Source organism: Microbulbifer sp. CNSA002 (genome assembly GCF_047324085.1).
In the GTDB taxonomy this organism is placed as follows: Bacteria; Pseudomonadota; Gammaproteobacteria; order Pseudomonadales; family Cellvibrionaceae; genus Microbulbifer.
On the sequence record NZ_CP172449.1, the window covers coordinates 4271208 to 4283301 of the forward strand.

A 12094-nucleotide genomic window follows, 5' to 3' on the forward strand; every position below is an offset into this window, starting at 1 on the left:
GCAAGCATTAAAGAAGAAAGCCCGCCAGAGGCGGGCATTCCAGGGTCTTAGCGACGCAGGCCGAGCTTAGCGATCAGCTGTGCGTAACGGTTCAGATCCTTGCGCTTCAGGTAGTCCAGCAGCTTGCGACGCTGGTTTACCATGCGGATCAGACCACGGCGAGAGTGGTGATCCTGCTTGTGCGCAGAGAAGTGACCCTGCAGTTTGTTGATGTTGGCAGTCAGCAGGGCTACCTGGACTTCCGGAGAACCGGTGTCGCCTTCAGATTGGCCGTGCTCTTTCAGGATTGCTGCTTTTTCTACTGCAGACAGTGCCATAACGATTAACCTCGTCGTAATATGCTTTAAAAGATTCGGCTGGCCCGTGCATATTTACAGACCAGCTACTCACTGTTGTGGACATAGTCCACTGCAATACTCTCACATCAACCGCTATCGGCTCTCACCAATATAGCGTTTTCTGCTTAAGTACTGCTTACCAGACGCCGAGGCGCTACGCACCCGTCGTCAGTAATTTCCCCTACGCCCAGAAAATCGCCATTTTCCAGGAAGAGGCGCACCATATCACCTTCTTCACCGATACGGTAGACCTGCAAATCCATTACCGGCTGCCCCTGACGCACATAGTAACCAGACTCGTCCGGAAGGGTGAGTTTGGGCAGCGAAGAGGCGGGAGAATCCACCGATAACAGGTGGTGATCCAACTCCTCCGCCATGCCCTCACCGCGCTCTGCGGTGAGCTCATCCAGAGTCACTGAATCGGCTTCGACGTAGGGACCGGCTGCGCTGCGGTGCAACTCTTCCACATAGGCACCGACACCCAGAGCCTGGCCCAGGTCTTCGGCAATACTGCGAATATAAGTGCCCTTGGAGCAGTGAACCTCAACTTCTGCACGGGGCTGGGCGCCCGGTGTAAAGCTCAGCAGTTCAAATTCAAAAATCTCTACTTCCCGCGCCTCGCGCTCCACTTCCAAGCCCTGGCGCGCCAACTTATACAGCGGCTGCCCCTTGTGCTTGAGGGCCGAGTACATGGACGGCACTTGCTTGATGGGACCGCGAAAGGCTTCCATCGCTTTCAGCACGGCTTCTTCAGTCAAACCGGAAGCATCTTTGGTTTCCAGTACATCGCCATCGGCATCGCCACTAGCAGTGGTCATACCGAAAACAAAAGTACTGCGATAGCGCTTGTCCGCATCGAGCAGGTACTGGGAAAACTTGGTCGCTTCGCCGAAACAGATCGGCAATACGCCGGTTGCCAGGGGGTCCAGCGCTCCGGTATGACCGGCGCGATTGGCGAAAAAGAGTCGTTTGGCTTTTTGCAGGGCGTCGTTGGCGGTAATCCCGGCGGGCTTGTTCAATAACAGCACGCCGTGAACCGGCCGGCCCCATTTTGGTCTGCGGCCCATGGATTAATCTTCGTTGGAGTCGCTATCGTCGTCTTGGTGTTTGCGATCTTCTTTAACCGCCTTGTCGATCAGGGCAGACAGCGCCTGGCCGCGCACCGAGGTCTCGTCGTAGCGGAAGTGCAAACGGGGAATAGTGCGAATCTGGATTGCACGCGCGAGCTGCGTGCGCAAAAAGCCGGCGGCTTTGTTCAGCACTTCGATAGAGGTATTAATTTTGCTGCGATCATCCTCACCCACCAGGGTGACAAAAACTTTAGCAACGGTTAAGTCGCGGCTGACTTCAACATCATTGACGTTGATCATACCCAGGCGAGGATCGCGAATCTCGTGTTGGATCAGCTGGGCCAGCTCGCGGCGCATGGCGTCGGCGACGCGGTCTGCGCGATGAAATTCTCTTGCCATTGTTTACCTATTGAGAATGGCGGTTTAAAGACAGGAAAACCCGCACGGCTAAGCCGCGCGGGTTTATCCTCGATCCGCTGCGGAACTCCTTAGAGTTCGCGAGCAACCTTAACGATATCGTAAACTTCGATCTGGTCACCGGACTTAACGTCGTTGTAGTCCTTAACCCCGATACCACACTCCATGCCGTTGCGCACATCTTGCACATCGTCTTTGAAGCGACGCAGGGATTCCAGTTCGCCCTGGTAGATCACAACGTTGTCGCGCAGTACGCGGATCGGCTTGTTGCGGTAGACGGTACCTTCAGTAACCATACAACCGGCAATGGCACCAAACTTCGGTGAGCGGAACACATCGCGAACCTGGGCAATACCCACGATCTCTTCGCGTATTTCCGGATCAAGCATACCGGACAGCGCCTGCTTCACTTCGTCGAGCAGGTTGTAGATCACGCTGTAGTAACGAATCTCTACGCCTTCTGTCTCAGCAACCTTTCGGGCAGCCACATCAGCACGGGTGTTGAAGCCCAGTACGATAGCGCCGGAGGTCAGGGCCAGGTTGATATCGTTCTCGGCGATACCACCTACACCGCTGGACACGACGTTGACAGAAACTTCTTCGTTGCCGATATCCGCCAGTGCGCCCAGGATAGCTTCCAGGGAGCCGCGAACGTCCGCTTTGATAACAACCGGCAGTACTTTGCGCTCGCCGGCTTCCATGTTCGCAAACATGTTTTCCAGCTTGGCCGCCTGCTGGCGCTGCATGCGCTCACGACGCTCTTTATCACCGCGCTGTTCAGCTACTTCACGAGCTCTGCGCTCATCCGCAACCACCATGAACTCGTCACCGGCGTTGGGTGTGGTGTCCAGACCCAGCAGCTCAACCGGAGTTGAAGGGCCAGCTTCTTTAACCTGCTTGCCCAGCTCGTTGGTCATGGCACGAACACGGCCGTAGCTCTGGCCTGCCAGTACGATATCGCCGCGCTTCAGCTCGCCGTTCTGTACCAGCAGGGTGGCCACAACACCGCGACCTTTTTCCAGGCGGGATTCGATCACAACACCTGTTGCCGGTACCTTGACCTTGGCCTTCAGCTCCAGCATCTCTGCTTGCAGGGAAATCGCTTCCAGCAGGTCGTCGATGCCTTCACCAGTGTGTGCAGACACATTGATAAACTGGGTATCACCGCCCCAGTCTTCAGGAATTACATCTTTCGCAGCCAGCTCGTTTTTAACACGATCGGGATCGGCAGCTTCTTTGTCGCACTTGTTGATTGCAACAACCAGCGGTACACCGGCAGCGCGGGCGTGGTTCACAGCTTCTTCAGTCTGCGGCATCACACCGTCGTCAGCAGCCACCACCAGGATAACCACGTCAGTCGCCTGGGCGCCACGGGCGCGCATCGCAGTAAAGGCGGCGTGTCCGGGGGTATCCAGGAAAGCGATCTCGCCCTGGCTGGTTTTCACACGGTAAGCACCGATGTGCTGGGTAATACCACCGGCCTCACCGGAAGCCACCTTGGTCTTACGGATGTAGTCCAGCAGGGAGGTTTTACCGTGGTCAACGTGACCCATAACGGTAACTACTGGTGCGCGGGACACCTCAGTGCCTTCACTGGCCTGGGTCTCGGCAACCAGCGCTTCCTCCAGCTCGCTCTCAGAGCGGAATACCACCTTGTGGCCCATCTCTTCGATGATCAGCTGTGCAGTTTCACGGTCCAGGCTCTGGTTGATAGTAACCATCTCGCCCATTTTCATCAGGCGCTTGATCAGGTCACCGGCTTTCACATTCATCTGTTTGGCCAGCTCGCCAACAGTGATGGTTTCGCCCAACTGTACTTCGTACACCTGTTTCTCCGTGGGCCTTTTAAAGCCGTGCGTAGGTTTAACCTTCAAGGTCGGACGAGACAGGGAGCGCGTGCTGCGCTTGGATGCTTCGTCTTCCTCAAATACTTCCAGCGCCTGTTCGTACAGAGCGGTTTTGCTGGATTTTTTCGGGCCGGACTTGGAGCGGCGACCGCGACGCTTACGCGGCTCGTCCTCAGAGCGATCAGCTTCAGCGGGAGCAGTGGATGCTGCCTCCAGCTTGCGACGCAGAGCTGGCTTGACCTCAGAGGTCTTCTCAGCACTTTTTGCCGGTGCTGGCTTAGCCTTGGCTGTCTGTGCAGCTTGCGCAGCTTTCTCTTTCTTTTCCTGGGCTGCGCGTCGGTCAGCTTCTACTTTAGCTTTCTTCTCTTCAAGTTCACGCTTTTCCTGCTCAGCCTGCTGCTTGCGACGCTCCATCGCGGCAATTCGCATTGCCTCGATATCGTCTGAGTAGCTTGAGCGGATTGGTGCGGCGGGCTCTGCCTTTTTCACTACGTTTTCCGCGGTCTTATCCTCTGATTTAGCCGCATCTTGATCGGCTTTTACTTCATTGCTTGCTTTCGCTTCGGCTTCAGCCTTGGCTTTTGCTTCTGCTTCGGCCTTGGCTTTCGCTTCGGCTTCAGCCTTGGCTTTCGCCTCGGCTTCGGCTTTGGCTAGCGCCTCTTCTTCCGCCGCTAGGCGTGCAGCTTCTGCCTCGGCTTCTACGCGAGCGCGTTCGGCTTCGGCCTCCAGTCTTTCCTGCTCATTTTGCAGGGCATCGACTGCCGCTTCCTGCTCGGGGCTGCTCGATTCTTCGCCTGCCGCTACGGTTTCAAGCTCAGCTTGAGGGCGCTTCACATAAGTGCGCTTCTTGCGCACTTCCACATTCACAGTCTTGCGGCCGGTGCCAGAGCCAGTCTTCAGCGTGCTTGTGGTTTTGCGCTTCAAGGTGATCTTGCGCGGCGCGGCGCCCTGCTCCCCGTGACTGCTTTTCAGGAAACTGAGCAAGACCTGCTTTTCCTCGTCTGACACCACTGCATCCACAGAGGTGTGAGGCAAACCCGCTTCTTTCATCTGCTTGAGCAGACGGTCTTCGGTGGCACCAACCGATTTGGCGAGTTCACTAACTGTTACTTCGGCCATTCTCTCTCCTAAAAGTCACTTGGTCGGAGGGGGTTACTTATACGTAAGTTATTTTTCGCTGCACTTAAGCTTCTTCGCCGCTGTCATCGGCAAACCAGGGCTCACGCGCCTTCATAATCAGCGCTGCAGCGCGCTCCTGGTCGAGACCTTCGATATCCAGCAGGTCATCGACAGCCTGCTCTGCCAGGTCTTCCATCGTGGAAATACCACGGCTGGCCAGTTGGAATGCCAGCTGGCGCTCCATACCGTCCATATTCAAAAGGTCTTCCTGGGGCTCAGATGCATCCAGCTTCTCTTCGGATGCCAGCGCTTGGGTCAACAGGGTGTCCTTGGCGCGGGCGCGCAGCTCCTCAGCGATATCCTCATCGAAGCCCTCAATTGCGAGCATCTCTTCGATGGGTACATAAGCTACTTCTTCCAGAGAGGCGAAGCCCTCTTCAACCAGTACACCGGCAACGTCTTCATCGATATCCAGGCGATCCATAAACACCTGCATGATGGAGCTGGACTCGGCTTCCTGCTTGCTCTGCCACTCGTCACTGCTCATGACATTGATCTGCCACTGGGTCAGCTCGGAGGCCAAGCGCACATTCTGGCCGCTGCGGCCGATAGCCATTGCGAGGTTTTCCTCTGCCACGGCTACGTCCATAGAACCGGTGTCTTCGTCGACTACGATGGATTCAATTTCTGCTGGCGCCATCGCATTGATAACGAACTGAGCGGGGTTTTCATCCCACAGAACGATATCTACGCGCTCGCCAGACAGCTCGTTGGATACCGCCTGAACACGCGCGCCGCGCATGCCCACACAGGCACCCACCGGGTCGATGCGACCGTCGTTGGTATTTACAGCGATTTTTGCACGCAGACCGGGATCGCGGGCCGCGCCTTTAATTTCGATTACCTGTTCGGAAATTTCCGGCACTTCAATGCGGAACAATTCGACAATCATTTCCGGACAGGAGCGGCTCAGCATCAGCTGGGGCCCGCGGGCTTCCGGTTGGATTTCCAACAGGATTGCGCGCACGCGATCGCCGAGTCGGAAAATTTCGCGACCAACCAGCTGATCGCGAGGCAGGCGCGCTTCGGCATTATTACCCAGGTCTACAGCGATAAAGTCGCGGGTCACCTTCTTCACAGTGCCGCTAACCATTTCGCCGACGCGATCGCGGTACTCGTCTACAACTTTGGCGCGCTCGGCTTCACGTACCTTTTGTACGATGACCTGCTTTGCGGTCTGTGCGGCGATGCGTCCAAATTCTACATTTTCCACCTGCTCGCGGAAAACGTCACCTGCTTTCAGGTCAGCATCTTTTTCGTGGGCTTCTTCCAGGGTGAACTGGGTACCCAACTCAGCCAAGACTTCATCACCGACCACTTCCCAGCTGCGGAAAGTCTCGTAATCGCCTGAACGACGATCAATGATAACCTCAATGGTTGAATCTTCGTCGTAGCGCTTCTTCGTGGCCGTTGCCAATGCCGCTTCGATGGCCTGGAAAATAATCTCCTGGTCAACGCCCTTCTCGTTGGATACCGCCTCGGCTACCAGCAAGATCTCTTTGTTCATGCAACTGTGCCTCAAAATCGCCTGAGCTCAGGCTCCTACAGGTTATTTGGTAAATTGGGGAATGATATTTGCTTTTTCGATACTGTCGATCGGCAAAAGGTATTCGTTTTCACTATCTACACGCAGAACCACTTCATCACCCTCTACACCGGCCAGCAGTCCGCGCCACTTACGCTGCCCATCCAGAGGCATACGCAGGCGAACTTCAATCTGGGCGCCGATAAAGCGCTCGTACTGGGCCAGTTTATAAAGAGGGCGGTCGAGCCCTGGGGAAGAGACTTCAAGTGTGTACTTACTACTGATGGGATCTTCCACATCCAGTACAGCACTGGATTGGCGGCTCACTTTCTCGCAATCCTCAACGGAAATACCGTTTTCGGAGTCGATATAAATGCGCAGCAGCGCGTTGCGACCGTGGGTTTGGTACTCAATACCCCACAACTCACACCCCAGCGATGCCACCACCGGCGCCAGAAGCTCTTCCAGCAATTCGCGTTTGCTCGCCATTCTCGTCACCACATACAAAAAATGGGCCTACGGCCCACTTCGAAAAATATCTGCAACTTTTCTTGCAGATACGAAAAAGCCCCTGACGGGGCTTTGACCGCACATTCGTGCAGTCAGTGTGCACGAATGCAAAATTTGGTAGCGGGGGCAGGATTTGAACCTACGACCTTCGGGTTATGAGCCCGACGAGCTACCAGGCTGCTCCACCCCGCAACAACGAAAGCGCAATCAAAGTTTCCCTAAGGAAAGTTGGTAGCGGGGGCAGGATTTGAACCTACGACCTTCGGGTTATGAGCCCGACGAGCTACCAGGCTGCTCCACCCCGCAACAACGAAAGCGCAATCAAATATTTTACCCGAAGGTAAAATTGGTAGCGGGGGCAGGATTTGAACCTACGACCTTCGGGTTATGAGCCCGACGAGCTACCAGGCTGCTCCACCCCGCAACAACTCCAAGAAACAAAGCCTGGTTGATCTTTGTTTCCCTGCGGCGGGACCAGCCCAACCACTCAAGAGGCTGCGCATTCTATTGGTGCTGACCCGGTGAGTCAAGCCGTAATTGGCATTTGTTTTCACCGGGGGGTTAAAGCCGTCTCTACCATCTCGCAAATCAGTATAGAAAAGGAAGAAAATCCCGCAAGCAGGCCACCTTCATATACCGTCTTCTTTCTTGCACATGTACTTTTTATAAAAAGAACGAAGAGTAAAACTCTCTTAACAAGCCTCTGAATAAGCTAGCGAGTTAACTGGTGCACTATTGCTTTTCGAATTGGGGGAAAGCGATCACTGACCCGCAACACCATTTTGCGCAGCAACTTGGCCGGCAGGCGATCGTCGGTAAACAAATCCACCACCCTATTAGTTCCAGAGTAAATCGGCTTGGATTCAACCCGGTGCAGCATCTGGTAACGGGCCAGGGCCCGAGTCAGCTTGGCCGGGTTATATAGACGGCTAACACTATCCAGTTGACGGGCCAAAGTATCCGCACCGGCCAAGCCCAAATTAAATCCATGTGCGGTCACTGGATGCATTCCCACAGCGGCATCTCCCACCAAGGCAAAGCGCTCAGCGAAAAAGTGATGTGCGTATACCGCAACCAATGGATAACAGTGGCGCTCACCAAAAGCTTCGACACCGCCGAGCTGGGACGCGCTTTCGCGGGATACGTGCCCGGCAAACTCTTCATTACCCATCGCCATAATCTGGGCAGAGAGACTGGCGGGAACAGTAACCACGGCCGATGAAATATTTGCCTTGGGCAAAGGCAACAGCGCCAGTGTCGAGCCGTAGCGGAAACACTCCCGGGCAATACCATCGTGGGTTAATTCGGTGCGTACAGGGCCGACAATCGCCACTCGGCCAAAGTCGCGCATATCGGCGCCAATTCCCGCCATGCGTCGCACTTCAGAAAAACGGCTGTCGGCTGCAACCACCAGGGAAGCGCGCACGCCCTCCCCCTCTGCCAACTCAAGATGACGCATAGCGCCACTCAATGTCATCCCGGTAACGGTCGAGTTATCGAGCAGCGTTATATTCTCAGTCTCCAAAACTGCCTCATATAAGATTCGCCGGATTGCAGAGTTGGAGACAATAAAACCCAGAGGCCCCCTCTCTCCCGGGCTAAAGTGGAGTGTCGAAGGGGAATTGCCGTCGACTACTTCGGCAGCATTTAGCGGACTAATCTCTTCCGGGGATAATCTCTGCCAAGCCCCCAGTTCTTGCAGCAGCTTGTAGGATTTGTGTGTCAGGGCAATCTCGCGGCCATCGTCAACGGGAGCGGACAGCGCCGACTTATCCTGGCGCTCAATAATTGCCACCTGACACCCTTTGCGGGCGAGCATCACCGCCAAGGAAAGCCCCGCCGGTCCAGCACCTACGATAGCTACATCGGACTCCGTCATTTTCACACCCCTGATTTGCACGCAACAAATACAAGTCACTCTAGTGACTCACACCTGGGATAAACTGATCCAGATCAGGTTAAAGCCAATCCTAAGCCGCTCTACAGAGGTATAAATTGGTGAACTTTAGGGGTATAAAACATCACGCCCGCCACCAGCGCTTCCGAAAAAACTGGAGCACCATGGAGTTCAAATATGGAACTTAAAATTCATTTCATTAACGCTTTTACCGACAAAGTCTTTCACGGAAATTCAGCCGGAGTTGTTGTTACTGAGGATTGGCTGGATGAAAATTTAATGCAATCCATCGCTGCAGAAAATAATCTTTCCGAAACCGCGTTCCTGGTAAAACGTCCGGATACCAGTTATGGAATTCGCTGGTTTTCACCGTTAACGGAAATTGATTTTTGTGGTCATGCCACCCTGGCGTCAGCCCATGTTCTTTTTTCTCAAAACCCTCAATGCGAGCAACTCCAGCTCCATGCGGCCGCTGTGGGCAAAATGACAATAAGCCGAGGGGAAAATGGAATTATTTCCATGGACTTCCCACGAAGGGAGCCACAACCCATAGATCGCATACCGCCAGAATTACTGGAGGGGCTTTCAATAAGACCAAGCCAGGTGTTACTTAACAACCAAGCTTACTTTGCCACCTACGATAGTGAGCGAGATGTTTTGGATGTACAGCAGGATGCTAGCAGCCTGCGAAAGCTCGCCCCCTACGATGTGGTCGTCACGGCAAAATCCGATAAGTACGATTTTATCTCTCGATATTTCTGGCCATCCAATGGTGGTGCCGAAGATCCGGTGACCGGTTCTATTCACACAGGGCTCGCCCCTTACTGGTCACAAATCCTGGACAAGAAAGAGCTGATCGCCTATCAAGCCTCCAAGCGCGGCGGCCTGCTGAATTGCACCGTCGCCGGGGACAGGGTCATTATCTCAGGCAAAGCAGTACCCTATTTGAGCGGGACCATACGGGTTTGATACCCCGAAAACCCGCCGAGACATCCAAAATAAATCACAATTTCCCCCAATTACAATAAGTACAACTAAACAGAGGAGCGTTGAGCAATGGAACAAAAAGGATCGTGCCTATGTGGCACTATCAACTTCGAAATCGAAGGTGACTTTGGCGGCTTCTTTCTCTGCCACTGCAGTTACTGCCGCAAAGATACCGGTTCAGCCCATGCAGCAAACCTATTCTTTGCATCAGCGAAACTTGAATGGCTATCCGGTGCAGAACAGGTCAAAACCTTTAAGCTGGCAGGGACGAGGCACAGCAAAAGCTTTTGCAATCAATGCGGTTCCGCAGTGCCACGAGAAGATCCCGAAGTTGGCCTCTTAGCGGTTCCCGCTGGCAGCCTGGACCGCCCAATAGATGTAAGACCTAATGCCCATATCTTTATGGCCAGTAAAGCCGAGTGGGATCGGGAACTGGAAACTGTACCTAAAGTAGACAAACTACCCCAGGTGGCTAGTGCGGACTCTGAATAGACCTGTTAATGATGGCTTTACTCGACCACAGTTGCTGCGATGATAAGGTTTCTCGCAGCAACTGAAGATCACATAGAGAGCATTAGCCGGGATGACCGTCAACACGCGGCTGGAATAGCACCGGGGTGTAATACAGCAGGAAAAGCGTGTAACCGACTACCCAGGCAATAATTGCTGCGAGCAAACCACTCGGGGCGGGTGCCCAAAAAACACGTGCGAGAGCAGACAACGCCAGAGCCATAAAAGCCAGGGGCATCAAGCGCGGCGCCTTCAATATCCGACCTGTGTGGCCGAGACTGACGCGGCTGGTCATAGACAAGATCAATCCGCCGATACCGCCAACGGCAAATGCGTGCAAGGCGGGACTCTGCCAGGAAGGGGCAATTTGGCTCCAAGCCAGAGCCGCGAGAAAACACCCCAAAATAACCAACCAGTAGCTCACATGTAGAGACCAAACCATCGGTTCTGCCCATATTTTTGTCGGGTGCCAGCGCACTACCCGGACCACCTGCAAAATACCCAGAGAGACCGCAAAAAAGGCCCAAACCATTTGCGGCAAGCCAACAGCCACCGACAGTAACAAGCCCACCGCAGCAATATGGGTACCCCACTCTACAGCCGGTATCTTATCTCTTGGGCTCAAGTGAAAGCGGCGCGCCGTAAAGAAGGGTATAACCCGCCCGCCGATTATCAGAATAATCGCCGTCACCAACAGCAGAGCCAGTAAGGCGATTCGGCTCTGTGCCCCTGGCAGCAACCAGTGGCTAGCGGACAATGCGGCAAACATCAGCATCGCAGGCAATACAAACATATTTCGCCACTGCTTGGTTCGCAAAACCCTGGCTCCGAGCAAAAACGCTGAGAACAGGAAAAAGGAGACTTCAGCAATTACCGGCATCCAAATAGGAACCGCTGCCAACAGGTAGCCCAAACGGGCCAACAGCCACAGGCCGACCAAAGCAATAAGTTGGGTTCCCTTTGGCGAGGGGATACCAGTCCAGGTTTGCATGGCCGTGCCGAGAAAACCTACAACAACAGTAGCCGCGAACCCGAACAGCATCTCATGAGAGTGCCAGACTACCCCCATTCGAAAAGCCGGCATCTGCCAACCGAATAACTGCCCCTGCCAGATAACCAGGGCAACCATACTCCACAGAGCAGCTCCCCAGAAAAAAGGGCGAAACGGCATACGCCAAATAGGTGCAATAGACTCCGCGCGCGCGCGGTCAACGATAGGTATCAAAATCCATTCTCCTTACCAACTACGGGAACACCAGGCTCCCTACACAAATAATTCGCAGTACAAGACCACCCCGACAGGCCTGCTTTGCTTGGAGAATCAAAGGCGTCCTAAAAAAAGCAGGACACAGGGGTTTATCTGTCCGGCGGCGCCGCAACCTAGGCAAAAGCGCCGACTTTTCAGTCATCCGCATCAGTGCGGGATATCGCCCGAGATTCCATTTCCAGGGATTGGGAAAGAGCCCTATTCTCACTCAATTAACAAAAATAGTTAACAAAAAAATGAGTAGTCTGTGAATTATTCTAACTGGGGTGAAGAATCTTTTTCCGTGTAGATAACCTGAAAAAAACCACACGTTTTATAGGGTTATTTCTATTTTCAGGAAAAACTGGGCAAAGGTGAAGTGGACTTGAAGTATCTCACAAGTTTACTCAAATTGGGAAGCACTTCCATTTACAGAAACATACACGGAGCCACCAATAAACAAACACTCAACCAGGAATAAAGCTTGAACCTATTTCCCTAGTAATTCAGTACTTATCTCTCATATACAAACCATTATATTTTCACCATAATTTTATATGGCAATCAT

General features: G+C 53.8%; 10 protein-coding genes and 3 tRNA genes. 2 read left to right on the top strand and 11 right to left on the bottom strand.

The features are described from left to right. Positions 1 to 47 precede the first annotated feature (47 nt). The 10 genes from rpsO to ubiM form a co-directional block, all read right to left on the bottom strand. Positions 48 to 317: a 30S ribosomal protein S15 gene (rpsO, locus tag ACG1BZ_RS19025; protein ID WP_252083174.1), complete on the bottom strand. Its 270-nt coding sequence runs from the start codon at positions 315 to 317 to the stop codon at positions 48 to 50. A 146-nt stretch (positions 318 to 463) separates the two neighbouring features. Continuing rightward, entirely contained in the window at positions 464 to 1405 is a 942-nt protein-coding gene (gene truB, locus ACG1BZ_RS19030) for a tRNA pseudouridine(55) synthase TruB (RefSeq protein WP_108734360.1), read from the bottom strand. Between the two features lie 3 nt (positions 1406 to 1408). Continuing rightward, positions 1409 to 1807 carry a 30S ribosome-binding factor RbfA gene (rbfA, locus tag ACG1BZ_RS19035; RefSeq protein ID WP_108734361.1) on the bottom strand — a complete coding sequence of 133 codons (399 nt, stop codon included), beginning with the start codon at positions 1805 to 1807 and terminating at the stop codon, positions 1409 to 1411. An 89-nt stretch (positions 1808 to 1896) separates the two neighbouring features. Further along, on the bottom strand, positions 1897 to 4791 hold the full coding sequence (gene infB, locus ACG1BZ_RS19040; protein WP_413663185.1) for a translation initiation factor IF-2: 2895 nt from the start codon (positions 4789 to 4791) through the stop codon (positions 1897 to 1899). 64 nt (positions 4792 to 4855) lie between these two features. Then, a complete protein-coding gene (gene nusA, locus ACG1BZ_RS19045) occupies positions 4856 to 6358 on the bottom strand; it encodes a transcription termination factor NusA (RefSeq protein WP_413663186.1) in 1503 nt (500 codons plus the stop codon). A gap of 42 nt (positions 6359 to 6400) precedes the next feature. Then, the gene (gene rimP, locus ACG1BZ_RS19050; protein WP_108734364.1) at positions 6401 to 6865 is read right to left on the bottom strand and encodes a ribosome maturation factor RimP; all 465 of its coding nucleotides are present in this window, start codon (positions 6863 to 6865) and stop codon (positions 6401 to 6403) included. 136 nt (positions 6866 to 7001) lie between these two features. Continuing rightward, positions 7002 to 7078, bottom strand: a tRNA-Met gene (locus tag ACG1BZ_RS19055). 37 nt (positions 7079 to 7115) lie between these two features. Then, positions 7116 to 7192, bottom strand: a tRNA-Met gene (locus tag ACG1BZ_RS19060). A 41-nt stretch (positions 7193 to 7233) separates the two neighbouring features. Further along, positions 7234 to 7310 (bottom strand) — tRNA-Met (locus tag ACG1BZ_RS19065). Between the two features lie 288 nt (positions 7311 to 7598). Beyond that, the gene (gene ubiM / locus ACG1BZ_RS19070) at positions 7599 to 8765 is read right to left on the bottom strand and encodes a 5-demethoxyubiquinol-8 5-hydroxylase UbiM (RefSeq protein WP_413663187.1); all 1167 of its coding nucleotides are present in this window, start codon (positions 8763 to 8765) and stop codon (positions 7599 to 7601) included. 195 nt (positions 8766 to 8960) lie between these two features. Here ubiM and ACG1BZ_RS19075 point away from each other — a divergent pair, with 195 nt between their 5' ends. Together ACG1BZ_RS19075 and ACG1BZ_RS19080 are read left to right on the top strand one after the other, a co-directional pair. Then, entirely contained in the window at positions 8961 to 9752 is a 792-nt protein-coding gene (locus tag ACG1BZ_RS19075; RefSeq protein ID WP_413663188.1) for a PhzF family phenazine biosynthesis protein, read from the top strand. A gap of 87 nt (positions 9753 to 9839) precedes the next feature. Further along, positions 9840 to 10262: a GFA family protein gene (locus ACG1BZ_RS19080; protein ID WP_413663189.1), complete on the top strand. Its 423-nt coding sequence runs from the start codon at positions 9840 to 9842 to the stop codon at positions 10260 to 10262. 82 nt (positions 10263 to 10344) lie between these two features. Here the strand turns inward: ACG1BZ_RS19080 and ACG1BZ_RS19085 are convergent, their stop codons facing one another. Further along, positions 10345 to 11505, bottom strand: coding sequence for an NnrS family protein (locus ACG1BZ_RS19085; RefSeq protein WP_413663190.1), 1161 nt, complete (start codon positions 11503 to 11505; stop codon positions 10345 to 10347). Positions 11506 to 12094: the final 589 nt, after the last annotated feature.

What these genes read in the sequence shown, in the direction of transcription:
- ACG1BZ_RS19080 (WP_413663189.1), top strand. Translation starts at nt 9,840, where the DNA reads ATGGAACAAAAAGGATCGTGCCTATGTGGCACTATCAACTTCGAAATC.
- infB (WP_413663185.1), bottom strand. Translation starts at nt 4,791, where the DNA reads ATGGCCGAAGTAACAGTTAGTGAACTCGCCAAATCGGTTGGTGCCACC.
- rimP (WP_108734364.1), bottom strand. Translation starts at nt 6,865, where the DNA reads ATGGCGAGCAAACGCGAATTGCTGGAAGAGCTTCTGGCGCCGGTGGTG.
- nusA (WP_413663186.1), bottom strand. Translation starts at nt 6,358, where the DNA reads ATGAACAAAGAGATCTTGCTGGTAGCCGAGGCGGTATCCAACGAGAAG.
- ubiM (WP_413663187.1), bottom strand. Translation starts at nt 8,765, where the DNA reads ATGACGGAGTCCGATGTAGCTATCGTAGGTGCTGGACCGGCGGGGCTT.
- truB (WP_108734360.1), bottom strand. Translation starts at nt 1,405, where the DNA reads ATGGGCCGCAGACCAAAATGGGGCCGGCCGGTTCACGGCGTGCTGTTA.
- ACG1BZ_RS19075 (WP_413663188.1), top strand. Translation starts at nt 8,961, where the DNA reads ATGGAACTTAAAATTCATTTCATTAACGCTTTTACCGACAAAGTCTTT.
- rbfA (WP_108734361.1), bottom strand. Translation starts at nt 1,807, where the DNA reads ATGGCAAGAGAATTTCATCGCGCAGACCGCGTCGCCGACGCCATGCGC.
- rpsO (WP_252083174.1), bottom strand. Translation starts at nt 317, where the DNA reads ATGGCACTGTCTGCAGTAGAAAAAGCAGCAATCCTGAAAGAGCACGGC.